This window comes from Microcoleus sp. S13_C3 (genome assembly GCF_036700905.1).
GTDB lineage: Bacteria > Cyanobacteriota > Cyanobacteriia > Cyanobacteriales > Microcoleaceae > Microcoleus.
Genome location: NZ_JAUBPT010000027.1, coordinates 11775 through 35778, shown reverse-complemented (window position 1 = coordinate 35778; position 24004 = coordinate 11775). Strand labels below are relative to the sequence as shown.

At 43.9% G+C, this 24004-nt stretch carries 25 protein-coding genes; 13 read left to right on the top strand and 12 right to left on the bottom strand.

Annotated elements, in window-relative coordinates:
- Positions 1-25 precede the first annotated feature (25 nt).
- On the top strand, positions 26-244 hold the full coding sequence (locus QUA16_RS10330; RefSeq protein ID WP_333103310.1) for a DUF2283 domain-containing protein: 219 nt from the start codon (positions 26-28) through the stop codon (positions 242-244).
- 488 nt (positions 245-732) lie between these two features.
- Here QUA16_RS10330 and QUA16_RS10325 read toward each other — a convergent pair whose 3' ends face one another.
- Positions 733-1368, bottom strand: coding sequence for a class I SAM-dependent methyltransferase (locus tag QUA16_RS10325; RefSeq protein WP_333103312.1), 636 nt, complete (start codon positions 1366-1368; stop codon positions 733-735).
- Between the two features lie 669 nt (positions 1369-2037).
- Here QUA16_RS10325 and nadC point away from each other — a divergent pair.
- Positions 2038-2898 carry a carboxylating nicotinate-nucleotide diphosphorylase gene (nadC, locus tag QUA16_RS10320; protein ID WP_333103313.1) on the top strand — a complete coding sequence of 287 codons (861 nt, stop codon included), beginning with the start codon at positions 2038-2040 and terminating at the stop codon, positions 2896-2898.
- Here the strand turns inward: nadC and QUA16_RS10315 are convergent.
- The 3 genes from QUA16_RS10315 to QUA16_RS10305 form a co-directional block, all read right to left on the bottom strand.
- Positions 2895-3035: a D-galactonate transporter gene (locus tag QUA16_RS10315; protein ID WP_333103314.1), complete on the bottom strand. Its 141-nt coding sequence runs from the start codon at positions 3033-3035 to the stop codon at positions 2895-2897. The genes nadC and QUA16_RS10315 overlap by 4 nt on opposite strands.
- Positions 3036-4064 carry a C39 family peptidase gene (locus QUA16_RS10310; protein WP_333103315.1) on the bottom strand — a complete coding sequence of 343 codons (1029 nt, stop codon included), beginning with the start codon at positions 4062-4064 and terminating at the stop codon, positions 3036-3038.
- Positions 4065-4546: 482 nt separating this feature from the next.
- Entirely contained in the window at positions 4547-5875 is a 1329-nt protein-coding gene (locus tag QUA16_RS10305) for a pitrilysin family protein (protein ID WP_333103316.1), read from the bottom strand.
- A 182-nt stretch (positions 5876-6057) separates the two neighbouring features.
- Between QUA16_RS10305 and QUA16_RS10300 the strand changes: the two genes are divergently transcribed.
- From QUA16_RS10300 to QUA16_RS10285, 4 genes are all read left to right on the top strand, one after another.
- Positions 6058-6930: an ABC transporter permease gene (locus tag QUA16_RS10300; protein WP_333103317.1), complete on the top strand. Its 873-nt coding sequence runs from the start codon at positions 6058-6060 to the stop codon at positions 6928-6930.
- Between the two features lie 379 nt (positions 6931-7309).
- Positions 7310-7519, top strand: a complete 210-nt coding sequence (locus QUA16_RS10295; RefSeq protein ID WP_015176940.1) for a DUF2997 domain-containing protein — start codon at positions 7310-7312, stop codon at positions 7517-7519.
- Positions 7520-7559: 40 nt separating this feature from the next.
- Entirely contained in the window at positions 7560-7946 is a 387-nt protein-coding gene (locus QUA16_RS10290; protein WP_242716193.1) for a DUF1257 domain-containing protein, read from the top strand.
- Positions 7947-8023: 77 nt separating this feature from the next.
- A complete protein-coding gene (locus tag QUA16_RS10285; RefSeq protein WP_333103319.1) occupies positions 8024-8494 on the top strand; it encodes a ferredoxin in 471 nt (156 codons plus the stop codon).
- Between the two features lie 170 nt (positions 8495-8664).
- Here the strand turns inward: QUA16_RS10285 and QUA16_RS10280 are convergent, their stop codons facing one another.
- The 3 genes from QUA16_RS10280 to QUA16_RS10270 form a co-directional block, all read right to left on the bottom strand.
- Positions 8665-8946 carry a YiaA/YiaB family inner membrane protein gene (locus QUA16_RS10280; RefSeq protein ID WP_333103320.1) on the bottom strand — a complete coding sequence of 94 codons (282 nt, stop codon included), beginning with the start codon at positions 8944-8946 and terminating at the stop codon, positions 8665-8667.
- A 418-nt stretch (positions 8947-9364) separates the two neighbouring features.
- Complete coding sequence (locus QUA16_RS10275; protein ID WP_333103321.1) at positions 9365-9796, bottom strand: hypothetical protein; 432 nt, start codon at positions 9794-9796, stop codon at positions 9365-9367.
- 19 nt (positions 9797-9815) lie between these two features.
- A complete protein-coding gene (locus QUA16_RS10270) occupies positions 9816-13403 on the bottom strand; it encodes an nSTAND1 domain-containing NTPase (protein ID WP_333103322.1) in 3588 nt (1195 codons plus the stop codon).
- Positions 13404-13552: 149 nt separating this feature from the next.
- Between QUA16_RS10270 and QUA16_RS10265 the strand changes: the two genes are divergently transcribed.
- A complete protein-coding gene (locus QUA16_RS10265; protein ID WP_333103323.1) occupies positions 13553-13909 on the top strand; it encodes a CU044_2847 family protein in 357 nt (118 codons plus the stop codon).
- A 190-nt stretch (positions 13910-14099) separates the two neighbouring features.
- Here the strand turns inward: QUA16_RS10265 and QUA16_RS10260 are convergent, their stop codons facing one another.
- The 5 genes from QUA16_RS10260 to QUA16_RS10240 all read right to left on the bottom strand — a co-directional run bounded on the left by QUA16_RS10260 (position 14100) and on the right by QUA16_RS10240 (position 17781).
- Entirely contained in the window at positions 14100-15179 is a 1080-nt protein-coding gene (locus QUA16_RS10260; protein ID WP_333103324.1) for a hypothetical protein, read from the bottom strand.
- A 76-nt stretch (positions 15180-15255) separates the two neighbouring features.
- Positions 15256-16233, bottom strand: coding sequence for a hypothetical protein (locus tag QUA16_RS10255; protein ID WP_333103325.1), 978 nt, complete (start codon positions 16231-16233; stop codon positions 15256-15258).
- 56 nt (positions 16234-16289) lie between these two features.
- The gene (locus QUA16_RS10250) at positions 16290-16658 is read right to left on the bottom strand and encodes a hypothetical protein (protein ID WP_333103326.1); all 369 of its coding nucleotides are present in this window, start codon (positions 16656-16658) and stop codon (positions 16290-16292) included.
- 59 nt (positions 16659-16717) lie between these two features.
- Entirely contained in the window at positions 16718-17422 is a 705-nt protein-coding gene (locus QUA16_RS10245) for a hypothetical protein (RefSeq protein ID WP_333103327.1), read from the bottom strand.
- A gap of 92 nt (positions 17423-17514) precedes the next feature.
- The gene (locus QUA16_RS10240; protein ID WP_006634886.1) at positions 17515-17781 is read right to left on the bottom strand and encodes a hypothetical protein; all 267 of its coding nucleotides are present in this window, start codon (positions 17779-17781) and stop codon (positions 17515-17517) included.
- A gap of 254 nt (positions 17782-18035) precedes the next feature.
- Here QUA16_RS10240 and QUA16_RS10235 point away from each other — a divergent pair, with 254 nt between their 5' ends.
- The 6 genes from QUA16_RS10235 to QUA16_RS10210 all read left to right on the top strand — a co-directional run bounded on the left by QUA16_RS10235 (position 18036) and on the right by QUA16_RS10210 (position 23908).
- Positions 18036-18359 (top strand): helix-turn-helix domain-containing protein, encoded by a 324-nt coding sequence (locus QUA16_RS10235; protein ID WP_006634885.1) that lies wholly within the window; start codon positions 18036-18038, stop codon positions 18357-18359.
- A 15-nt stretch (positions 18360-18374) separates the two neighbouring features.
- Positions 18375-19064 carry an ImmA/IrrE family metallo-endopeptidase gene (locus QUA16_RS10230; protein ID WP_242716182.1) on the top strand — a complete coding sequence of 230 codons (690 nt, stop codon included), beginning with the start codon at positions 18375-18377 and terminating at the stop codon, positions 19062-19064.
- An 85-nt stretch (positions 19065-19149) separates the two neighbouring features.
- Positions 19150-19389, top strand: a complete 240-nt coding sequence (locus QUA16_RS10225; protein ID WP_333103328.1) for a polymorphic toxin type 33 domain-containing protein — start codon at positions 19150-19152, stop codon at positions 19387-19389.
- Between the two features lie 30 nt (positions 19390-19419).
- Entirely contained in the window at positions 19420-19851 is a 432-nt protein-coding gene (locus QUA16_RS10220) for a DUF4279 domain-containing protein (RefSeq protein WP_333103329.1), read from the top strand.
- 187 nt (positions 19852-20038) lie between these two features.
- On the top strand, positions 20039-20881 hold the full coding sequence (locus tag QUA16_RS10215) for a YheC/YheD family protein (protein ID WP_333103330.1): 843 nt from the start codon (positions 20039-20041) through the stop codon (positions 20879-20881).
- Between the two features lie 27 nt (positions 20882-20908).
- Positions 20909-23908 (top strand): tetratricopeptide repeat protein, encoded by a 3000-nt coding sequence (locus QUA16_RS10210; protein WP_333103331.1) that lies wholly within the window; start codon positions 20909-20911, stop codon positions 23906-23908.
- The last annotated feature ends 96 nt before the right edge of the window (positions 23909-24004 follow it).

Genomic DNA, 24004 nt, shown 5'->3' with positions numbered 1-24004 from the left:
AAATTATATTTTGAGGTAAAAGTTTATGAAGATTAATTATGATTCCGAAATTGATGCCCTCTACATTAGACTTGTAGAAGGTAAGCATCAGTGTCGCACTTTACAGTTCACTGACGAAATTGCTTTAAATATTGGGGAAAATGAGTTATTAGTAGGGATAGAAGTTTTAAATGCTAAACAGGTTTTAGGTAGTGGAAGTAGACCTTACGTAGAGCTATCAAATATAGCTTTTACTGTAGCTTAAATAGTAAAAAGCGATCGCTCTTTTTGGAGCGCTTGTCTGGAGAGCGTTTTTCGCACAGATGTATCCTATAATTTAACCATTACAATTAGACAAAATTTTATCCTTTAATTTACTTATAGCGGTTCTCAAAAAAGTGAGGTATGCCCTATGCCCTATGCACTATGCCCTATGCCCTATGCCCTATGCCCATGAGTACGTCATCTTTCTGAGAAAGGCTATATAATTTAAATTTTGCTTTTGACAGTGGAGACTTCCAAATATTTATCAATTGCTGAGATAACGGCAGAAATTTCAAAATTTATGAATGCATCAATCATCTCCTCCATTATCAAACAAACAAAAATTTTAACCTTACCAGACAATCTCGAAATTCCTTCCCCTACCGAGGGATGAGGCAGCCTAACGATCATGGTCAGCGACTGTCGTATTTTTGGCAACCTCACCAGCCGATTGCAGTAGTCCGCTGCACCAAAGTTGTTAGCTTGCACTCAATACTTGTTTGCTAACACGAGATAGCTACCATACACAGCCATAAGTGGGAAATACCAACCCAAATACCGTGATACTTTTCCTGAGCCATAAATTTTAACTCCTGAGTACCCGTGCGTTTGTAGCCTAAAGCGTAAAACTTTCGGAAAATGCTGGGTCAGATGACTGGTACCATAAACCGATGCTCCACTAATTTTACTTTTGATGTAATTAGGATTCGGAGTCGTAAGCAGTAGTCTTCCACCAATCTTTAAAACTCTTTGAAACTCGCATAATGTTTTGTCTACGTCAGCAGGGTACAGGTGTTCAAGGAACTCACCAGCGACAATAACATCAACAACTTGATCTTCAATAGGTATATCTGTTGATAGACCATATACTTTTTGCGAATAGCATTCGGGAAGAGCATCCAATCTTTCCTGTACACAGTCAAGCCCCAATAGCGTAAGGTTTGGGTTTAGCTCCTTGAGGCGTAATCCACCTCTACCAGTGTTGCACCCTACATCAAGGACTTTTATGGCTTCTTTCGGGAATAAATTGAAAAACTGCTCATATCTTTCAAGGGTGAAAGGATCGTGTTCAGAAACATCTTGTTGGATATTCTGAACTTCATACTTCTCGTGCCGATTGACCATGTTTTATTTCTCCAAAATGAACAGAAAAACTACCTTGGTTCCCGAAATAGATATATAAGCCTGATTACTTCACCAAAAGCCAAAAACACCGCTCTATAATGACCTCGCGCCAACTTAAGCATGAACACTCAAAGATCCGTTTCAGGCGCACCCCCACCAACATCTCAGCAGGCTAACTATTCGTTGTGTCGCAGTTGCGGCATCACACCCAATTACAGGCTATAAAACTGGAAACATTGCTAGTTTACCACCGCAAAGCATCCGCTTGCTTTCGAGTCACATGAACCGCTTTCTCGGGCGCAAACTCTTTTTGCGACCAAAGGAAACCTGTCCATCCAATTAAAGCACCGACACCCAACTTTGTCAACTGATGGACTACCAAACTGCGCCGTTTGAGCAAACTGTTAGGGGTGGATATGGTGTTGCATAAAAGAGGTGGCGAGACTCAAATGCGATCGCGGCAATTGTTTTGGAAGTTGCATAAAATTACCAGATCGACTATTGTTCCTAATAGATATCATCCCAAATCTGGCTTATGACTTACGCATAAATACCAAAGAAACCGGGTTTTTTACCAGCGTTAAAGGCTCAAATCTAGTGTTTTCGTAAAAAAATCGGTTTCTGCGTCCCACCGATCGCCCTAAACTTGATATAACAACAAACAAAAACATGACAGCAATATTACCGCCTTGGATAGTTTTAGACTCCCTATTGCACAACTGGCTACTAGAAGATATCGGTAGGGGTGATCGCACAACATCAGCCTTATTTCCCGCAAACAGCATCCAGGGTACAGCTAAATGGATTGTCAAAGAAGCTGGAGTCATTGCTGGATTGCCGATCGCCGATCGCACATTTAAACTTTTAGACAGCAGCCTCAGTTTCATCCCCCAAGTACCAGAAGGGAAACTGTGCGAAAAAGGAGAAGTAATCGCCGAGATTTCCGGCAATTTCGATGCGCTGCTAACCGGAGAAAGAGTAGCATTAAACTTGGCAATGCGTTTGAGCGGCATCGCTACTTTAACTCAGAAATATGTTGACAAAATTGCCGATTTGCCCGTGCAATTAGTGGATACGCGCAAGACAACGCCGGGATTGAGATTGTTGGAAAAATACGCAACTCAAGTCGGCGGTGCTTGCAATCACCGGATGGGATTAGATGACGCGGTGATGATTAAAGATAATCACATTGCGGCGGCTGGAGGAATTGCAGAGGCGATCGCCCTAATTCGCAATTCTATCCCCTATCCGCTGACGATCGAAGTCGAAACCGAAACTCTCGCTGAAGTAGAGACAGCTTTGCAGCACAAAGCGGATATTATCATGTTAGATAATATGTCCTTTGATTTAATGCGGCAGGCAGTGGCAATAATTCGCCAAAAGAGCGATCTGGTAAAAATTGAAGCTTCCGGCAATGTTACTTTAGAAACAATTAGAAGTGTAGCCGAAACCGGAGTTGACTATATTTCTACCAGTGCTCCGATTACGCGATCGACTTGGCTGGATTTGAGTATGAAAATTAATAGTTAGTTGACTGTTGACTGTTGACTGTTGACTGTTGACTGTTGATTATTTGTTGGTGTGAATAACCAACAAATAATCAATGCCCAATGCCCCATGCCCAATGCCCAATGCCCAATGCCCAATGCCCAATGCCCAATGCCCAATTACTTCGAGATAAAATGAACCCAAAAATTTCCGTCAGGTATACAGAGGCTGCGGATTAAGCGGTAAGTATAGTGCAAGTAAGCACCGCTGACACTTGTATCGTAGCCAGTTCGGAACCACTCGCCATAGGGATCGTGGACGAAGAATCCCTCGCTGTCGTAGCCTGATGCAACTATAATGTGACCGAAAGACGTGAAGTATCCGTGGATGACAGCGGGATTTCCGCTGGCTAGCCAATCTTGAACGTCATCAATAGTTGCATTCTCGGTAAAGAAATCTTGAGCGCCGTAATCTCTAACAATCTTTGCTAAATCGTAGGGATCCCAGCGACTGTAACCTTTGGCGATCGCATATTCGTAAAGTTCGTCTTCATATTGCCCGGTTTGTTTGCGCCGTGGCACCTTCAAAAAGTCCAGACACATCGCTAATGAAGTTACATTGCAAGAACCTGTAGGATTGTTCAAGTTATCCAGTTGCGATCGATAAGGAATGCCAAGCCTGACAGTTGGGGGATTCGGTTTCGGAAAAAGCAGAATGCTGTCTTGAGTAATTTGAGCGTGTCCTCCGAAAACATACCAAACCCCTGAACCTTTGAAAGACTCGTTGCGGAGAGCAACTCTGATGTGACCGCGAGCCGGAGCAAAAGCCAGGATCTCCAACTCTTTTCCTGCTGGTATTACTTGTTTTTCCGAGTCCTGAAGTTGAGAAGACGCCACCGGTTTTGATTTAAAAATGGTGTCTCTGAGCGTTTTCAGGATCAGGGGCTGTGTGGGAATGTCCTCTGGTTTGGTTTCGATCAGCTTTTTGGCTGTGACTGCTCCCAAAAAACCCGCTTCGCCGCACTTCATCAGAGTTTGAAATCGGTGGAGGGTGGCGGTAGAGAGAGGGCCAAAAATTCCGTCTACGGGAGGCTTCAGTAAACCCAGGTCAATGAGGCGGCTTTGAATTTGGCCACTGAGTTCGTCGTCTGCAGCAATTGCTTTGGCATCGTATCTAATGTTTGAGTTGAGAAAGTTTTGTAATTTCATGCTTGCGTGCCCTGTCAGTCGATTTTAGATTTTAGATTTTAGATTTTAGATTTTAGAATTACGACCGCAGATAAATCCGGTGGCCCCATACCAAATTGCTCGATTGTCAATAATACCCTGTTTATCGTCTCATAAAATTACGGTAATTTTGCCGCTCAATCGATTTTAGATTTTAGATTTTAGATTTTAGAATTACGATCGCCGATCGATCCGGTTTCCCTAGACTAAATTGCTGGCTCGTCAATAATTCCCAGTTTATCGTCTCATAAAATTACGGTAATTTTGCCGATCGCCCGTACCTTAAAGGCTTCATACTAATTATTGGATACAAAACCTTCAAGGCGAGAGCCGATCGAATTTCACGCACTATTGACTAAAAATCCCTCGTGCGCGTTGACATTGTTTCTGCCGAATTCCGAATGCTGTTGGATGACTCAAAAGCAGAAGGATAGCAGAATTGCCCTGTTGAGGCGAAGTCCGATTTATGCTTCGTCGGGGCGAATTACCACAACACCCATCGCGTCGGGAGACAGATATTTGACAGCGGCTTCTCGGAGATCCTCGGCAGTCTGAGCTTGGATGCAGGCGGCATAGTTGAGGGCGGGAGCGATATCTCCTACCATCGACTGATAGTAACCGTACAAATTTGCTCGATCGCTCGGAGTTTCGTTACCAAAGATAAACCGATTTGCTACTTGAGTGCGGATGCGGGAAATTTCGGCATCTGTCACCAGTTCAGTTTGGAGAGTGCGGATGTGTTGGACGATCGCAGCTTCCACTGCTGGCAAGTTTTCTGTTGCTAGTTGAGCGGAAATTGAGAATACGCCGCCGAGTCGCTGAGTCATGTTGCTGACCGAAATTGACGAAACTAGCCCTTTTTCTTCGCGCAAATCCTGAACCAAGCGAGTTGTGCGGCCGTGACCCAATATTGTCGCCAAAACGTCCAGGGCATAAGTTTCGGACATTTCCATGAAACCTGGCACTCGCCACATCACGATCAGTCGGGCTTGCTGAAGGGCAGAGTCTACAAATTCGCGGCGGACTGTTTCTGTAAAGGGCGATTCTTGACCGTAGTTCAGGATTTGGGATTCTGGGTGAAAGTTTGCGACAGCAGGCACATTTATTTTGTTGTTTTGTGCTGTACTTTTTGCTGCAAAACTGTCTGCGACAATTTCTATTAGTTGATCGACTGGCAAATTGCCGACAGCTACGGCTGTCATCGCCCCTGGGTGATATCTGCTGCTGTGGAAATCCCGCATTTGTTGCGCTGTCAACTGTTCGATTACGGCAGTCGGGCCGAGTACCGGTCGCTTGTAGGGCAGGACTTCAAAGGCTAATTCCATCGATCGCTGATAGGTGCGGCGGCGGGGATTGTCTTCCGATCGTCTAATTTCTTCTAAGACTACCAGCCGTTCGCGATCGAAGGCGTCGTCGGGAATGCTGGCGTTGAGCAACACATCGACTTGCAGGGGAGCTAGTTCAGCAAAATCTTTAGGAGCTGTGGTGATGTAATAGTTAGTGTAATCTTGGCTGGTGGCAGCATTGGTGACAGCGCCACGTTGCTCGATCGCGCGCTCAAATTCGCCACTGGGAATGCTGGGAGTTCCCTTAAAAATCATGTGTTCTAAAAAGTGAGCCATGCCGTTAATGTCGTCTGGTTCGACGGCTGAGCCTAAATTGAGCCACACGCTGAGGTTAACAGCATCGACCGGCAAGTGTTCGGCTATAACGGTGAGGCCGTTGGGGAAATGGCGGATTGTTGGGGCGTTGAGGGGCGATCGGGCGGAGGTTTTGAGTAGGGTTGATGTCATTGTGCTTTTAAATTTATCTTGTTCTCTATATCTTAAAGGGTCATCCGATTTTAGATTTTAGATTTTAGATTTTAGATTGATCCCACGGCTGATGGTTGCTGGGGATGTTGTCGGGGGCGATCGCGAGCGTTAATTTATCCTAATAGTTGCTTAATTCCTCAGTTTTTTTGTGATAGCAAAAGATGGAAAATCGAAGATGGAATAAAAACTTAATATTTCCACAAGCAGCTTTTCAACGATTTTGGCGATCGACTTCGGGGAAAATCGGCTTAATTTTGACTGTAGCGCTGATGATCTCGGCACTGTTGGCACCCCTACTTTCCCCTTACGATCCGGCGGTCGATCGAGATTATTTGTCGCGCTTAGTGGCTCCTAGCGCTAAACATTGGTTTGGCACCGACGGTTTGGGGCGAGATTTGTTGGTGCGGGTGTGGCACGGATTGGGGATCTCTTTACTTGTCAGCCTGGTTTCTGTGGGTGCGGGTTTAATTGTGGGAGCGCTTTTGGGGCTCGTGGCCGGGTATTTTCGGGGGTTGCTGGAAATTGCGATCGGCACTTTGGCGGATATTTTGCTAGCTTTTCCTTCGATTTTACTGGCGATCGGCGTTGTTACCGTCACCGGGCCGAGCCTGCAAAGCGTAATTATCGCCGTCAGCCTCGTGCAAATTCCGATTTACATCCGCTTAACTCGTAGTATGGTGCTGTCTCTGCGGGAACAAGAATTTGTTTTGGCTGTCAAGGCCTTGGGCGCCAGCGACTTGCGGATTATTTTTCGCCACATTTTGCCGGGAAGTCTCGCGCCTCTAGTTGTACAAGCAACTCTTTCGACTGGTACGGCGACACTAGAAGCTGCTGGTTTGGGTTTTTTGGGTTTGGGCGCACAGCCACCGGTTCCTGAGTTGGGGACAATGCTTTCCGATGCTTTTAAAGGCGGATACGCTCTTTCTTCTCCTTGGACGATCGTGTTTCCAGGTTTACTGATTACCTTGACTGTTCTTGGTTTCAACCTTTTGGGGGATGGCCTGCGAGACGTTTTAGACCCCAGAGGGAATTAGAGGGGAAGTGGGGGAATTTATATTTTTGCGTTTTGCCTTCTGCCTTTTACCTTCTGCCTTCTTCCCTCTGCGCCCTCTGCGCCCTCTGCGGTTCATCCCCTCTTCCTTCCTCCTCCCTCTAAAATCTAAAATCTAAAATCTAAAATCGACCGACTTGACTGCTGTCACGATCTACGCGAAACTTTACATACAACTGATGTATTGCTTCTACCTATTAATAACTTATGTTAAGTTGTGACTCAAAACCTATCAATTAGTCAAAATTGATATAGCGCTTTGTCAGTCAGCCAACTCTCAAGAAGCTACTTCAGGAGGCATCGTCCCTGGCTTGCTGGTGTCGGTGTCTGTTCTCAATATTCCTATTCAGTCAGCCCGGATTATGGAAACACTAGAGTTTGTGATCTATCCAGATGGCCGCGTACAGGAAACCGTCACCGGCATTGTCGGTGCTTCCTGTGCTGAGGTAACGGCTGCAATTGAAGCTCAGCTCGGCGTGGTGCTTCACCAAGAGTCAACATCTGAATATTTCACGCAAGCGCTGCATCAGTCAGCCGAAGCGACGGCCCAAGTGGCTTTTAGCGATTGGTAATTTTTTTTGTTGAGTTCACTTAAATTTTTTTGGAATCACCATGTCACACTTTAGCCAAATTAAGACCCAGATCCGCAATTTGAATTCTTTGGAAGCTGCTTTAACTGACTTGGGTATCGACTGGAAGTCTGGCCCGACTGAGGTGCGCGGCTATCGCGGCCTAACCAGCACCGCTGAGGTCGTGATTGAGCAAAAAAACGGCTACGACGTAGGTTTTAGCTGGAACGGGACTGAGTATGAATTGGTGGCTGACTTGCAGTTTTGGCAGCAAGCTTGGTCTGTAGACCGTTTTCTGAATAAGGTGACTCAGCGCTACGCTTACCATACTGTGGTGAATGAAAGCGCTAAGCAGGGTTTCCAAATTTCTGAGCAAAAGCAAAATCAAGACGGTTCGCTCCGCTTGGTGGTGCAACGCTGGTGCGCTTAATAATTTTTCGAGATTTTTGCAATCTTGTCTCATCAAAGTCCGCCTGCGCGGACTTATTTACTATTGTGGGGGTCTAAATGTCTGAGCTTTCTGGACTCGGAATAGATACAGCAATCGATCGCTCTGGTTTAGAGCCGGAGTTGGGGGGATTTTTGCGGGATGCGCCCGATCGCTCTGGTTTGGAACCGGAGTTGGGCGGCGCGTTACGCCAAAAAGGTGTCTATGTTGATGAGATTACCTGCATTGGCTGTAAGCACTGTGCTCACGTTGCTCGCAATACTTTTTATATTGAACCGGATTACGGTCGATCGCGCGTAGTTCGACAAGACGGGGATTCTGAAGAGTTGATTGCTGAGGCGATCGACACTTGTCCGGTGAATTGCATTCACTGGGTTGATTACACCGAACTCAAGAATCTGGAAGAAGAACGCAAGGATCAGGTGATTCCTGTAGTTGGTTTTCCGGTGGATATGGCGACAGTTAAGGCCGGTATTCGCCAGCGACAAAAGAATAAGTTGGGCGATCGTAAGTTCAAAGGTACCCATTGAAATCCCCAATTCACATCCACAGCTTGAAACCTGTGGCTCAAACAACAAAAACAGCCCGCGCGGGCTGTTTTTATACAAAATATAACTTTCACGTTTTCGATCTCTTAGTCCGCGAAGGCGGACTTTGTTTGTGTAGAAGCGGTTTCAACCGCCGAGTGATGCCTCGCAGATTATTTCAAAGGATGGTGCTCAGCGAGAATTTTCTCAACTCTAGCTTCGTCGATTCTGGCAGTTAATGTTGATGCCTCGTTGTTATCGCGAATGGTTTTTGCTAAAGTAAAAGAGGAGCCGACTGAAAAAGTTAAACCCATACCCATAAAAGCTTTTTGCCAGGGGTCTACCTGTAAATAAATGATACCTACAGTAGTTGCGGACAGGGCAACAATAAAAGAAACCCAGCACTGAAGTATCCAAGCATTAGTATCTTTTTGGCGTAGGATTTGTTTCTGCATAGTGCCTCTAAGTCAAATATATCTTTTGGTTGATTAACTTAAAGCATAGAGAGTGCGACTGAAGCGGTCAGGAGAGCAGGGGACAGTTTCGATAAGTGAACAGTGCGATCGGGCTTTTGACTAAAAATTAGAACGCTGTAGATAGGGTTTAAGGCTCAAGGAAGACTGGGTGGGAGTAGACAGTTGGGAAACTGGACTAAGGGAGATTGATTTAGTTGGATTTGATGTATTGCTTATGGGCGATCGGGGTCTATTGGTGTGGTTTCAGGGGTGAGTTGTTGTACACATCCTGTTTGATGGTTGGGAGTGCTGGTTTTAGTTGAGCTTTTGGGAGGGTAAGGGAGAGGAAGGGGCGATCGCTTTTCCTTGGGGGTGGGATGTGAGGGGCGATCGCCTTTTGAGGAAAGGATGAGGTTCGTTAAAGTGCTAATATTTCTTCTAAAATTGCACTCATGTTAACTTTCATTCGATCGCTTATCTGTTTTTTGATTTCTGGCTCGATCTCCGCTTTATCAAGAGCTTTTAACTCTTTCAAAAGTTTGGCAGTTTCCAATCTAATCCTGTGAATTTTCTCTGGCTTATCGCCATTAGTTATAATTAAATCCACAATAAATTCGCTGATGTTTGCTATATCACCTTTGATTAGTTCCCCATCATAAAAATTTTCTTTTTCTGGTCTTGCTGCTCCCAAAACAGAGCCCTCGTCATTAGCTTTAGCCTTTTCAAAAAGTAGAGTGTTATTCTCTATTGTGCTACTTAAGTTAATCAGGCTTTCACCTATTTGTTGGAACCGGCTTGCTGTTTGGCATTTTGGTTGGGTGGGGTCTTGCTCACAAGTTGGGGAACTCATACTTAATCCTCCTTTTCGATTAATTTAAATTTTTACACATATTGGAGTAATCAGACAAAAAATTGCAGCTTTGTGTTAGTAATTCATCTAGATTATACCTCTTCTTAATTTTCCGTTTATTTCCTGATATTTCCCAGATTCTAACTGTTCCGTCATCACTGGCAGAAGCAATTGATTCAGAATTTAGAGGATTAAAGCTTACTCGGTTGACGGCTTCAGTATGTCCAGCCAAAATGGTTAATGGTTGCGCGAGTCCTATTTTATTATTTTTCCATTGATTCTTATTTAATACCTCATCTACCTTCCAGATTTTGATAGTGTTATCACTACTAGCCGAAGCAATGTATTTACTATCATGACTAAATTCAGCATATAGTATGCCATCTTTAGGGCTATCAATGAGACCTATTAAATTTCCTGTTATATCCCATATTTTTATTGTTCCGTTGCCGTTTTTGTTTTGAGAAGATACAATCATATTTCCATTTTTATTAAATCTAACTGACATCACAACTGATTGAGTATTTCCTATAGTTTTGATTCCTTTCTTGCCTGGATTTTTCATGTCCCATAGGCTGAACTCATAATCTTTATTGCCTGTATAGACAAGCACAGAATTTTTAAATGGTTGTAAATCCAAACCCCTAATTTTATATTCACTCTTATTTAAAGAATTGGGAGTTGGGAAAGTTTCCAGAGACCTACCAGTCTTGACATCCCATATTCTTATAGTTCCATCTTGACTAGAAGAGTAAATTCTCTCGCTTTTTTCACTAAAGCTTACATCATAAACAATATTATTTGTATGACCTTTTAGGCTGTGTATAAGTTGTCCTTTATTACTCCAAATATTGATTGTACCATCAATACTTGCTGATGCAATAAATTTACTATCAGGACTAAATCTTACACTCCAAATTTTATCCTTGTGTCTTTCATTTGGAGAAAAAAGCATTTTTCCGGCTTGGCTCCATATAATTATTTTTTTATCTACTCCACCAGAAGCAATCATTGTCCCGTCAGGACTAAAATTAACACTATATACTCCTCCCGGATGTGCTTTTAATTGATTGCGCTCGTGTACTTTGAATATAACTGACTGAATTTGTTGTAATTCCTTTGGGTCTTCTCTCCTTTGCTTTTTCATTTCCTTGAGCGCTTCCACACTTGCTATCAATGCGTCAAGCTGAAGATTTTTTTCTAAAAGCTGTTGAGCTCTGCCAATTAAAAGGCTCACCTTGCTTACTTCCTGTTCTCTCTTCTGACCTGCAAGTACGTTTGTCAGCAATCCCAAGCCAAGAGTAAAAGTTAGAAGGATACCAGATGCGATCGCTAACCTCGTTCTGTGCTTTTGAACTCTTACTCTAGCTTCTGCCTCTTTCACTCTTGCCGTTTCTGCATTCGCTTTGTCCTCGGCCGCGAGCGCTCTTTCCATCTGAGCTATAGTTTTAGCTCTTTCCTCTTCAGCTCTTGCTGCTTCGACTTTAGCGTTAGCTTCGGCAAGTTCTCGCAGTTGCCGCTCTTGTTCTAATTGAGCTTGAATCTCCCGATCGCGCCTACCCACACTCTTCCGCAAAAACTCCCTCTCATCCCCAGTCCAATTCGGCTGCACCCTCTTCTCCCACTCCTCAACCTCCGCCAATCGCGCACCAGTCAACAGCGCATCATCTGACTTGCGATAAGTTTCTTCCCACTCCCGACAAGCTATCTCTAAGCGCCGAGAAATCCGAATATTCTCCTGATCCTCTTCAATCCAATCACTCAGTAATTTCCACCGGCACAACAGAGCTTCGTGAGCTACTTCTACCGTGTTTTCATCCACAATAATTAAACGCTGCTGCGCCCCAGCCAACACCCCAATTACCCGATCTAACTGCTCTGGAGAATCCGCGATCGCCCTTAGTCTATCCCAATCAACCCGGCGGCGCGTTACCTCATTACCTTCACCCAACTGCACCAATTCCATAAACAGTTTGCGTACAAAAATGCGATCGCCCTCACTAAGACTTTGGTAGATCACATTAGCTCGATTTTCCAAAGCCCCTTGAACACCGCCAATTTCTTCATAGCCTTTTTTTGTCAGTAAGGGCTCTGGTGATTCTGGTTTTTCTATGCAGACTCGCCACAACTCCTTCAAAGCATATTGTAACAACGGTAATGTTCCCGCTTGACCGGCCACATCTTGGGCAACTTGCGATACTAACCCTCGCTCAAATTTTACCCCGTGCAGTTCGGCTGGTTTCTCGATCGCCTCTGGCAACTCTTCAATCCCTAGCGACTTGACAATATAAGTTGTAGTCGGAATGTGATTAATCAAATTTAAAACTTCTGGATAATTAGCGCAGCGAATTAAAAAATCTCCACGAAGTGCAATAATCATCCGACTCTTTCGCTCAGTATCCTTCATCTCCTGTGCGATCAGGCGGATAAAACCCTGTCGCTCGGCTTCATCTTCACAGAGAGTAAATACCTCCTCAAACTGATCTATAAAAATTACAAAAAGCTGATTCTGCTCTCGATGTCGAGCTAGAATATCCACCAGTTTTCCGAGGGGGTGCTTACCAGGAGTAAAAGATTCAACCGGCCACTGACTGCTACCAGGAATTCTATCCCGACTTAAGTCTGGCAGCAATCCCGCTTTTATTAAAGAAGATTTGCCCGAACCAGAGTAGCCGATAACAGATAGAAAACGGCTATTTGTAAGGTGAGTAATCAGCGTCCGAACTGCTTCATCCCGCCCACAAAAATACTTCTCTTGTTCAGCTCCAAAAGCTGAAAGTCCCAGATACGGATTTTGGCGATCGAAAGTAATTTCAGTAGCCGAAGTCTCTAGTTGCGGATACGTTACCAGAGTAATGCAGCGGCCCCAGCCCATACGAATCGCTTCTTGCCCCCACTGAGTGCCCTTAAGTTCATTGCTGATATAATCAAATAGGCGATCGCCACTGACCTGCCCATTTCTACTAGCATTTTCCGATGCCAAACCCTTCAGCAAAGCTCCTGTAAAAATGGCGTGCGCTTCCCCAGCCAAAGCTTTTACAGTCTCAAAACTCCGGCAAGCCGTAATTAAATAATAATCCTTTTGTGTACTGAAAGCGGTTAAAGTTTGTTGCACTAGCTGACTTTCAAGAAAATATCCACTATGACAGCAGTCCAACAACATTACCAAACTGCTCAAATCCGACTTCTTAATTAGCCGATTGAGGCTTGACAAATCAATCCCGTGTTTATAATTGACCACCTGTCTTCCCACCATTTCCACTTGACAGTCGGAAGTAGCCAATGCTCCTTTTTGCTCCCCCAAGTTATCAAAAAAAGTCAGACCGTGACCGGCAAAATAAATCAGTACATCACTTTTCGTACCTTGTTCCAAGAGCAAAGTTTGCAGAGCTTCACATACCTCATCAGCAGAAACACTTTTTTGCGGTGCTACTTCAAAACGTTGGGTCTCAGCGTTCCAGCGATGTGGCAGTCGAGTAACAGTATACTCGCCATGTTCCTCTAATACCCGTGCAACAACTTCAGCATCAGTAGCCGCTTTAGAGAGGGGTTTGAGGTTGGAGCTTTGATACTGAGCAATACCAATAACAAGGGCGTAACGAGCCATTTAGTTCAACCTGGATTTAAAAAAATACTGCCTTAGTTGACACGCACCCTAAATAGCTGTTTTAATTCTATCGCTAGAATAACTCAACTTTTCGGAAGCAAGCTCGATCTTTCAGCAAACTCTACAAAAACTTAACAAAAGGTAACATTATGTCAGAATTACAGCGTTTCGCTTTTAAAGAAAAGGGTGAAGTGTACGAAGTCACAATTGACGAAGCCACAACCTCAGAGGACGATAGTCCTTTTGATGAGGTGAGAGACGTGCGAAGCGATGCACTTAATCGGATGCAGCAAGCTCGCCTGCTAATTCGCAATTATGCTATGTATGCTGTGACGGCTTTTAAAGACTTCGGTGCGGCTGAGGTTGAAGAGGTAACACTTAAATTTGCCATCAAAATGGGTGGAAAAGCCGGCATCCCCTACATTACGGAAGGTTCAGCAGAAAGCAACTTAGAAGTTGAGGTAAAGTGTAAGTTTCCTAAATCTGCTGCAAGCGAAAAGTCTTAAACAGTTTTTAATCCTTAATCCCAGCTAATTAAGTAAACCCACCTAACAACACAGAATACGCACTTTCTCTTAGTCCGCTTGGAGTGGACTTCGTTTGTAGAGTAGCGGTTTCAACCGCCGAGTGATGCGCTCCTTCAATACCCCGATACCCGACTTCTGCAAGAAATCGGGTATCTAAAAGCGCTACGGATTACTTATTTTTCTGCTGAGTCTTCGCTTGTTCGATCGCAATTTCCCTCACTGCTTGCAAAGAACTCAAGTTCGATGAGCCCTCAATCGCCTTCACCGCCAAATCTTGCACCTGTTTCAAAGCAGAATCCAATTGTTTCGACAAGCTAGCAAGGCGCGCATCTTGATTTTGAATTGTCTGCAACATCCCTTGAATTTGCAGTTCATAATTTTGCTTTTGCCCTTCGATATCTTTAGCAGACAAATCAGCCTTAACTTTAGCTTGATAATTGCCAATATTGCGGCCGTTATCTTTCCCGTTCTTGATATTAGCTTCCAGTTCTTTCGGGAAAGCTTCTACCTTAGCTTTAACCTCAGCATAAAGTTTTTCCCGTTCCGAAATAGATTTTTCGCGTTCCGCCCACTGTTTCTCCTGTTCTTGCTGAAACTCTTCAATTTCTTGATACAGCCTTTTCTGGCGCTGTTCGTATTCTTCGATGTCCAGATTTCGCTGAAGATTCAACTCATAATCATACAACTCTTCATCCCGCTGGCGAGCTTTTTGGTGATGCTCATTGCGTTCTTTAATAGCCAACTTGTGGAGTTCCTGCTCTTTTTCCCAAGCTTGCCGGCGTTCCAACAATTCCTGTTCAACAGTTTCGCGCTGTTCGCTGAGTTCGCCAGCAAAAGTTTTCGCGCTTTCTTCATACTGTTGAATTAAATTGTCCAGCGTATCTTCTGCAACATCTTCTAAACTGTGCAACTCTTGCAGTTGTTGAATTTCCTCGCCCACAGTGCGCCGCAATTCTTCGACTTTAGCAGCTTCCGAAGTTAATTTCTCCGACAACTCACTGACAGCGCCACCAAAGCCAAATTGCAGCAAAATCAAATTGTCGATTGTAGACTGCATTTTTTGTGGATTTTGAGTTAAAGCCATTGGTTTTTGTGCCTCCACAATAGGTTTTTCGGGGGCTGCTGTTTGCTTTTGGGAAGCGTTTAGCTGTTGGATTTGCGATTCTAGCTGCGCTTTTTCTTGCGCTGCTTCCTTGTACGCTTCTAAAATTTCAGCTTTGGTGCTTTTGTCGCTAACTCTTTTGTTCATGACTTTTCATTCCTTAATAGTTGGGAAAATTTCTGTCATTTTTCCGTAAGGTGGGCATTGCACACCTTACTGGGTTTTAAGCTTTGCTGGCAAAAGCTTTCATGGCCAAATCTTGCGCTTGCTTCATCGTGGCTTGCAGTTGCGCGGAAGTTTCGGCGATTTGTTCGGTTTGTCGTTCAATAGTCTGCTGCAAAGATTGCGTTTTCAATTCATATCCTTGCTTAGTGCTTTCCCATTCTTTATCCACTAAATCTGCCTTGACTTTAGCTTCGCGGGAAACTTCTTGAATTGCTTCTTCTTTGGCTTTGACATAAGCCTGTTTGAGTTCTTCTTCAAATCCGGCGGCTTTTCTTTGATTCTCTTCAAACTCCGCTTGATTGTCGCTGAGGACTTTTTCCCGTTCCACCCAATTTTTCTCTTTTTCGCGAGTAGATTCTTGCAAGTCCCGTTCTAGTTTGCGCTTCGTTTCTTCGTATTCGTCGGTTTCGATTTTGCGAGTGCGCTGTAATTCGTATTGATAATCTGCTGTTTCTTCTTGGCGCTTTTTAGTTAGGAGTGCAGTTTCTTCTTGAACTGCTGCATCAAATTCTTGCTGTTCTTTTTCCCAAATTTTGCGTTTTTGGGTCGTGTCTTTTTCGATAATTTCGCGTTGGTTAGCAGCGTTTTGTTCGAGCAGTGTCAATTTTTCTCGGTGCTCTTGAGTTAAAATGTGGAGGGCGTCTGCTACAACTCGGATTTGCTGCAACTCTTGCAATTGTTGGGCTTCGATTTCGATCGCGCGTTTTAATTCGTCTAATTTGGAAGATTCCGCCTTCAGTTTTTCCGAAAGTCCGCTGATGATGCTGCCGAAATCTAATTGCAAGTCAGCCAAGCCTTTGACTATGCTGTCAATTGTGTAGGTGGAAGCGACTTCGAGGAGTTGTTTGTTTTTGGCTTTTTCGGCTGACTGTTCTTTGGTTTCGACTTTGGATTCGATCTTTTTCTTGTCGGCTAAAATCTGCTGAAAGTTTTGCAAAATTTGGGCTTTGCTATCCTTGGCAGTTGCTATTGTCATAATGTTTGCTTCTCCTGATTCTAAGTTTTAGACACTTGTGACTGAAACGTTTTTAGTTATTCTAAGTTGCGGAGTTGGCTGAGAATGGAACGGTACTTGCTGGCTGCGTCGGGTTTTTCTTCGGGATTATCGCTGGCTAGCATTTTGAGAAGTTTCCAGCAGCGATCGCACCGATTTCCTTCCCAGCAGGCGCACTCATCAATTATACTCAAAAGTGCGCCTTTTAGCAATTGATTTTCGGCTAACAAAGCTCGGTAATTCCGCTGGACTGATTCGGCAACTAAAGTCATGTGCTGGAAGCCTTCGGTGAGACTTTCGATGTCGTTAACTGCATCTGTCCGAATTTGGTCTAGCAGCTCAAGATTCTCTCTCAAACGGCTTTCTTGCAGGTTGGGTTTGGTTTTCAGCTTAGTTAATTTCTTCATTTCACTCTGTTGTAACAGTTATGGCAAAGGCGCGATTAAATCGCGCCTTTACAACAAAATTAGAACAAGTCAGCAGTTAATTGGTCTTCGGCTGGCGACAACGACATAGCGCTGTTAGAATTCAAAGCCCTAGCATCGCTTTCACCGCTAGCGTGAGCCGCCATCAAGCGCGCAACTTCCTGGGGAGGGAGATTATCCAAACACACCATTTGCCGCGTTCCTTCTAAATCGATCATCCGAGATTGATTGCTCATATCGGACAAAATAGCTGCTGCTTGGTCGATAATTGCCCAGTTGCTACGCTCCATCCACGACCATTTTAAACTGTAATAATTGATTGGTTTAACGAATCCGCTGTCGTCGGGTTTTTCACCGGAATGCTGGGTAAACTCGGGAATGAAAATACCTGTAGCAGGCTCTACTCCGCGAGATTGAACTGAGGCAACTAAGCCGTTAAAATCGCTCAAACTGCGGTTTTTGATGTATGTCACCATGACTACTCCTTGTGGCAATTCGCCGGTTTCTGCGACAAACCACAGTTGACCCCATAGTGTGTGGGAAGTTTGACCGAGGGAGCCGAAGAATTTGGAGAATTTGAGGATTGTCATTGAGCATTTTGAACCGTAGTCGGTGTCGCCGATCGCCCATTGGCCAATCTGACAGTTGTTTCGGACGGCGATCGGGATTTCTGGTACTAGCAAAGCATTGCTCGGTTTGGCACCAAATACTGAAAATGTAGGTCTTTCTTGTGTTTTAGTAGTCATTGTTCGTTTTTCCTTAGTTATTTATTGCTTTACGGGGAATTGGTAATTGGTAATCAGTTAAATCTCGTACATTGCTCGTGGCAGAACTTCGATTACCGAATGAGATGTGTTGTCGCTTTTGGTTCTGGATAGGTATACTCAAGCATCGCCTCTTGTTGAGCTTTGATAATCCGCAGCGCGGCGAGCAAATGCTCTAACGTTTCTAGGTGCGCTGGGGTGAAGTGGATGCTGAAGCCTTCGCCATCCCGCGCGTAGCCGGGACAAACCAGTGAGGCTGAGCTTTGTTCTTCGTGGGTGGCGATGTATAGCCAGTCATCGTCTTCGAGCTTGTAATGCGTGTCTGTCCAGGTTCTCAGCATTTGCGATCTGCTCCTCCTTATTTGCTGCGTACAAGCGTTTTGACGCCCAGCGCTTCTCACTCCTCTGAAGTTGACGACGCTATATGTAGCGTGTGGGCTGGGCTAATTTGCACCCTTAACCCTACCAGTCAGGCTCCCCTAGTTGATTAAACCGTCAACTAACCTCATGGTAGCGCGGGTTGATTTTCCCGTCAAGTATTTTGTTGAACTTTTCATCAAAACAGGCTAGAATGCTTGTCAGGAGGCAAAAAACCGTGGAACAAACATTTGGAAGACTGATCCGTCAAGCTCGCAAGGACAAAGCTTACTCACAACGTGAGCTAGCTGCTATGCTAAGTGTGGACTTTACTTATTTGTCGAAGTTGGAGAACGATCGAGCGGATTATGCGCCAAAAGAGGAGGTAATCCGAGCGTTAGCGCGGAATCTAGACATAAACGAAGAGGAATTGATTTTCTTGGCGGGGAGGCTGCCGCAGCAGTACGAAGCGCTGCTGAAGCAGAATCCGAAGGAAATGCAGGCTCTTTTCCGCCGGATGCAAGAAAATCCAGATTGGCTCAAACAGTCTTTTGAAGCGTAAGAGAGGCCCCTCATAGTGAGTATTTTTAAGCCGTATTGCTTCTATCCCAAAGAATCGATCGAGCGTTTGGCAAATGACATCTTGATGCAGATGCAGAAAACGCAAAATTTTGCTCCGAGATGGCCTTTTGATGCGACAACGGTTGCTGATTTTCTGGATTTAGGCGTAGTTTGGGAGTGCATTGAGCCGGATGAAGAAGGTGCGATCGCGGCAAGGATTTTGCCGCAGCAGCGGTTAATCGAAATCAACGAACAGATTCTCGAAAAACCGCCGGGCTTCATCGAATCGACGATCGCCCACGAAATCGGCCACTGGGTGCTACACGTCAATCAAGACGAAGCAGACGGCACTGTGGAACAGTTGGAATTAAACTTAGGCAATGAAGGAAAAACGGCGTCTGATGTCGAGGAACCGTTTGTTTGTCGGGGTGCGAGTGCGGATAATAAGGTTTTGTCGATCGAATGGCAAGCGCAATATTTTGCAAGCTGTTTGTTGATGCCTCGGTGTATTTTGGAGGAAAAAAGACAGGGACGGGATTTAACTAAGTGGTCGCATTTATACAAAATGAGAGATGAATTGGGAGTGAGCATTTCCAATTTAACAAACCGCTTACAAGAATTCGATTGGATTTACATTCCCAAGGGAACGCGCGAGATTTATGCCGGGAAAGATGCGGCAAACGGACAGCAGCGGTTGTTTGGATAAAAGTGCGATCCTCTTCGAGGGCTGCGCTAACGAATTGGAGATTTGAGATTTGGAAGCGATTCTCAAATTTTTAGGGGTGTGAGGAATGACGGAAACAGATTTAGAGAATAGTGAAGAAGACCGAAACTGGAGACAAGACAAGCTGCTGACTATTGATGAAATCGAGAGGCTTCAGAGAGGGGGTGAAAACATTCATTTACTCAAAGGTAAACGCAATGCTTCAAAAAGAGACCTCTACAAAGACACAGAAGGGAATATTTATGTTAAACCTAAAAGTGGTATTGGGGCCGGTGAATTCACGGATTTGAATATTAATGATTTTTAATTAATTAATTAATCAAAGAGGAGCGGGCTGATGGAGTCAGAAATTTACTCTTACTTTATGTTGACGGGAATGGAATTCGATCCAGATGAAGTGACTGTAAAGGTAAGCATCAATCCAACTGAAACTTGGAGGAAAGGGGACTTAATTAATCCTAGGGGTACTAGACGGCATCAGGAAAATGGTTGGAGCGTGTATTCTAAAATTGAAAAATCTGCTGACTTAGAAGAACACATTAATTCGGTTTTAGAACAGCTTCAGCCCGGGTGGGTTCCTTTGCTTGAGTTGTGCAAGTGTTATGCTGCGGAGATTGCTTGTGTCATTTATTATCGAAGAGGCAGTGTACCAGCCATACATTTCGATCGAGATATTGTCGCTCAAGCAGCTAAACTGAATGCAGAAATCGATGTTGATTTCTATGTTTTGCCAGAAGAAAGTACATCGGACAAAGCAGTAAGTAGGTAAGGCGATCGCCATTTATGCTCATTGCTTCCTCCTGTGGTATAGTGTGAATGAAAAAAATCAGGGCTTACGCATGGGGGCTAGAAACCCGGTTTCTACGAGTTTTGCATTTACTCAGGAGAAATAGACAAAGAAACCGCGTTTCTGAGGTCAGGGTGCGTAAGTCCTCAACATTTATACTGTTCAAATTATGCTGACAAATATCAGTCTCGTTCTCGAAGCTTGTGAGGAATTAAATATCCCTTACGAAATCCTGCATCCTTCCCAAAACTTGATTAGACTCAAACAGGGCGGCGAAGAATATTATTTTGTCAATTACATGACGGCATTTAACAGCGCGTCAGTAGCAGAGATTTTTAAAGACAAAGAATATACCTATCAACTATTAAACGGTAATATAAATACTCCCAGAACTCTCGGTTTTGTCTCGCCTCACTGCGAGGAGAAGTATAAAAAGTATTTGAGTTTCCCAGATATTGAATCAATAGTTTTAGAAGTAAACAAAAAATTCGATTTCCCGGTGATTCTCAAAAGAAATCGCGGTGCTGGTGGCAACAATGTTTTTTTATGTAAAACTAGAGAGCAAATTAAAGAAGCCCTAGAAATTATATTTAACGTCAACAGCAAAGATTATGACTATGTGGCCCTAGCTCAAGAATATATCGAAATTGCCCACGAATATCGGGCTGTATTCTGCAAAGAAAAGCTAGTTTTGCTGTACGAGAAAGACAAATCTCAGGCTAAATTTGCGGGCAATTTAAGCCCGCTGCACTGGGAAGGTGCAAAAGCCAAACATATAATTAATCCCACTCTAATGTCTGCAATTGAAGATTTTGTTAAACCTGTTTTTGAGGAAATTTCGATTAATTATGCTGGGCTTGACATAGCAATCGATAAAAAGGGAGCCTATTGGTTAATTGAAATTAACTCAAGTCCTAATTACGATATTTTTGTCAGAGATAACGATCGCCAAATTGTCGTAACAATGTTTAAAGGCATTCTGGATACCTTAATTGTTAACAAAAAGCCGTAAATGCTCGATTTTAAAAGGACATAAACTATGGACAGTCAGCAGCTTAGAAAACTCATCAGCCAGCCCGAAGGTTTGAAATTAGATTTCAAACGGGAACTGCACAAACTAAAAGACCCCAATAAAGATGATGCCAAGAAGCAATGCGATGAGTTCATCAGAGATATTCTATCACTCACTAATGGCAATGTTAACACCGCTGAGCAAAAAGGCTATCTAATTATAGGGGTTGGGGATGAGTTAAGGCCTGATGGTACGAGAGACTTATTTGATGTTAGCAACCTGCTAATCCCCAAACAAATTCTGCAAAGGGTTAACCCTGCCTGTGAGCCTCCTATTCCAGATGTTCACTGTGAAACAGTTGAGATAGATGGCAAAAATATTTTCGTGGTTTCTATCCCGCCGAGTCCCCATTTACACCGGACGATCAGAGATTTAACAACACGGAGTACAACTTATCCTGCTGACACTGTTTTCATCAGGCGAAATGAGGAAATATTTCCGGCAACTCCAGAAGAGTGCGATGTTATTCTGAGGGAAAAGGAGCGAGTCTTTGCCAAACCGAGGCGTGAGAAATACGATAATCTTACTCGCAGCAGTGTGGTGGAGTTTGTAGGGCGAGAACAGGATATTGAAAAGCTGGATGAGTTGTTTCAGCAACAGAATAATCTTCCTGCTGTCGCGATTATTGGCATGGGCGGGGTTGGCAAAACAGCACTTGCCGATCGCTATGGGCAGCGACATTTAGAGGGGTTAGGTGACGGTGCCGGCGGTGTTTGTTGGATTGATGTCAGAAATGGAGATGTAGGGCTTCAAATTGTTAGTTTTGCGCGGAGTCTCTTAAACCTGAAGCCGCCAGAGGATTTTGATTTACCAAATCAGTTGAGGTACTGCTGGCAAAATTGGCCATCGGGAGATGTGCTGATTGCGTTCGATGATGTCACAGACTACAAGCAGGAGGTAAAGCCTTATTTGCCACCAAAATCATCTGGGTTTAAGGTGCTGATTACATCGCGGGAACAGTTGGGGCGAGGTTTGGCGTATTTGCCATTGGATGAACTGAAAGCAGAGGCGGCACTGAGACTGTTGGAAGTGCTGATTGAAGATGGCGATCGCTTTCAACAGGAATTAGATGTTGCCGAACAAATATGTGAGTGGCTTGGCTATTTGCCCTTGGGGTTGGAATTAGTGGGGTGTTATCTTTATAATCGCCGGGATTTGTCGTTGGAGGCAATGCTGTCTTTACTGGAGGAAAAGCGACTCAGACACATAGCTGTCCAAAAACCTGACCCGACAATGACTGCCCAATTGGGGGTAGCTGCTGCCTTTGAGTTGAGTTGGGAGCGATTATATGAAAACGCCCAAAAATTGGGCTGTATGCTGAGTTTATTTGCCTTAGCTGACATTCCTTGGTGGCTAGTGAAAGGAGCATACCATTATCTGCTCACCTCAGAAGATGAGGAAATTGATTTAGAACTTTTGGAAGAAGCTAGAGCTGATTTATTGAATTGCCATCTGCTAAAGTATACGAGTGATACAGCCTGTCGTTTGCATCCCCTAATTCGAGAATTTTTGAGGGGGAAGCGAGAAGAGTCAATAGAAGTGAATGAACTTAAAGAAGCATTTGTAAACGCCACATGGGCAGTAGCGGATCAAATCCCTGATTCACCCACTTATCAGCAGATTCAAATAGCTGCCCCTGCTATTCCCCATGTGGCAGAGATAGCCAAAGACAAAGAGTTAAGGGATTTACTGAATGACAAGTATTTAACAGTGCCTTTTGTAGGCTTGGGTCGATTTTATACAGGTCAAGGATTATACGATCAAGCATTACCTTGGTTTGAGCAATGTCTATCCGTAACTCGATCGCATTTTGGGTCAGAGCATTCCCAAGTGGCAACAAGCCTCAGCAATTTGGCTTGCGTCTACAAAGCTCTAGGTCGCTATAGGGAAGTTGAACCCCTATTAGTAGAAGCTTTGGAACTAGACAAACGCTTACTCGGAGAACAAAATGTTTGCGTATCAATCAGTTTAATCAATCTCGCTAGCCTGTACAACCTTCAAGGTCGTTATGATGAAGCTGAAACTATGTATTTGCAAGCCTTATATCTAAGCAAATACTGGCGTGAAGAAGACACTAATCTTCTCATAACCTGCTTGAACCATCTGGTAGCACTATATTTTGAACAAGATGAATATGAAAAAGCTGAATCTCTGTTAATGCGATCTATAGAGGAGAGCAAAGATTTTAGCAATGTTAACCACTTGCCTAATTTACTAAGCTATATAGCACGTATTTGCAAGCATCAGCAACGCTACGCTGAAGCTGAAAATTTTTATAAGCAAGCCTTGGAAATAACAAAGCAATTACTGGCAGAAAACCATCCTGATGTCGCAACACACCTGAATAATCTAGCACTGTTATACCTTGAAAAATATCATCCCAGTGAAGCAGAACCCTTATTAATCCAAGTTTTGGAAATGAGGAAAAAAATATTGGGAGAAGACCATCCCGATCTGGCAATAACTCAGCATCATTTAGCACATTTATATGATACTCAATGTCGCTATAATGAAGCAGAGCCTCTGCATTTACAAGCTTTAAAAACAAGAATTTACTGGCTAGGAGAAGAACATCCTGATGTTGCTATTAGTCTAAATGATCTAGCTTATTTATATTACTGTCAAGGTCACTACAGCCAAGCGGAGCCTTTGTTTGTAAAAGCATTACAAATTAGAGAAAGCTGCTTGGCAAAAGACCATATTCAGGTACAAATTAGCCTCAAAAATTTGGCTTGTTTTTATTTAGATCGGGATCGCTATAGTGAAGCGGAACCGCTAATGCTACGACTTTTTAAAATTCTTCAGCGAAAGTTAGGCTCTAAACATCCTGAAACTATTGATTGTCAGGAAAGCCTTGAAATGCTTCGCCAACGCCTCAACTACGCAGAGATAGACTTGGCAAATTTTCAACATAAAGGTAAGAAAGGAAAATCTCCTAAAAAGCGAAATAAATTCTGGGAACTGTAAAATTTATACAATACTGTTTGGGGCGGTGCGTGAGTGCAAATAGTCTCATCATCTAGATTCAAATATTTATTGCTCTCACGCACCCTACAGCTACAA

What these genes read in the sequence shown, in the direction of transcription:
- QUA16_RS10285 (WP_333103319.1), top strand. Translation starts at nt 8,024, where the DNA reads ATGTCTGAGCTTTCTGGACTCGGAATAGATACAGCAATCGATCGCTCT.
- QUA16_RS10245 (WP_333103327.1), bottom strand. Translation starts at nt 17,422, where the DNA reads ATGACTACTAAAACACAAGAAAGACCTACATTTTCAGTATTTGGTGCC.
- QUA16_RS10280 (WP_333103320.1), bottom strand. Translation starts at nt 8,946, where the DNA reads ATGCAGAAACAAATCCTACGCCAAAAAGATACTAATGCTTGGATACTT.
- QUA16_RS10310 (WP_333103315.1), bottom strand. Translation starts at nt 4,064, where the DNA reads ATGAAATTACAAAACTTTCTCAACTCAAACATTAGATACGATGCCAAA.
- nadC (WP_333103313.1), top strand. Translation starts at nt 2,038, where the DNA reads ATGACAGCAATATTACCGCCTTGGATAGTTTTAGACTCCCTATTGCAC.
- QUA16_RS10330 (WP_333103310.1), top strand. Translation starts at nt 26, where the DNA reads ATGAAGATTAATTATGATTCCGAAATTGATGCCCTCTACATTAGACTT.
- QUA16_RS10265 (WP_333103323.1), top strand. Translation starts at nt 13,553, where the DNA reads ATGTCAGAATTACAGCGTTTCGCTTTTAAAGAAAAGGGTGAAGTGTAC.
- QUA16_RS10255 (WP_333103325.1), bottom strand. Translation starts at nt 16,233, where the DNA reads ATGACAATAGCAACTGCCAAGGATAGCAAAGCCCAAATTTTGCAAAAC.
- QUA16_RS10250 (WP_333103326.1), bottom strand. Translation starts at nt 16,658, where the DNA reads ATGAAGAAATTAACTAAGCTGAAAACCAAACCCAACCTGCAAGAAAGC.
- QUA16_RS10300 (WP_333103317.1), top strand. Translation starts at nt 6,058, where the DNA reads ATGGAAAATCGAAGATGGAATAAAAACTTAATATTTCCACAAGCAGCT.
- QUA16_RS10275 (WP_333103321.1), bottom strand. Translation starts at nt 9,796, where the DNA reads ATGAGTTCCCCAACTTGTGAGCAAGACCCCACCCAACCAAAATGCCAA.
- QUA16_RS10305 (WP_333103316.1), bottom strand. Translation starts at nt 5,875, where the DNA reads ATGACATCAACCCTACTCAAAACCTCCGCCCGATCGCCCCTCAACGCC.
- QUA16_RS10290 (WP_242716193.1), top strand. Translation starts at nt 7,560, where the DNA reads ATGTCACACTTTAGCCAAATTAAGACCCAGATCCGCAATTTGAATTCT.
- QUA16_RS10325 (WP_333103312.1), bottom strand. Translation starts at nt 1,368, where the DNA reads ATGGTCAATCGGCACGAGAAGTATGAAGTTCAGAATATCCAACAAGAT.
- QUA16_RS10240 (WP_006634886.1), bottom strand. Translation starts at nt 17,781, where the DNA reads ATGCTGAGAACCTGGACAGACACGCATTACAAGCTCGAAGACGATGAC.
- QUA16_RS10215 (WP_333103330.1), top strand. Translation starts at nt 20,039, where the DNA reads ATGCTGACAAATATCAGTCTCGTTCTCGAAGCTTGTGAGGAATTAAAT.
- QUA16_RS10225 (WP_333103328.1), top strand. Translation starts at nt 19,150, where the DNA reads ATGACGGAAACAGATTTAGAGAATAGTGAAGAAGACCGAAACTGGAGA.
- QUA16_RS10260 (WP_333103324.1), bottom strand. Translation starts at nt 15,179, where the DNA reads ATGAACAAAAGAGTTAGCGACAAAAGCACCAAAGCTGAAATTTTAGAA.
- QUA16_RS10220 (WP_333103329.1), top strand. Translation starts at nt 19,420, where the DNA reads ATGGAGTCAGAAATTTACTCTTACTTTATGTTGACGGGAATGGAATTC.
- QUA16_RS10295 (WP_015176940.1), top strand. Translation starts at nt 7,310, where the DNA reads ATGGAAACACTAGAGTTTGTGATCTATCCAGATGGCCGCGTACAGGAA.
- QUA16_RS10270 (WP_333103322.1), bottom strand. Translation starts at nt 13,403, where the DNA reads ATGGCTCGTTACGCCCTTGTTATTGGTATTGCTCAGTATCAAAGCTCC.
- QUA16_RS10210 (WP_333103331.1), top strand. Translation starts at nt 20,909, where the DNA reads ATGGACAGTCAGCAGCTTAGAAAACTCATCAGCCAGCCCGAAGGTTTG.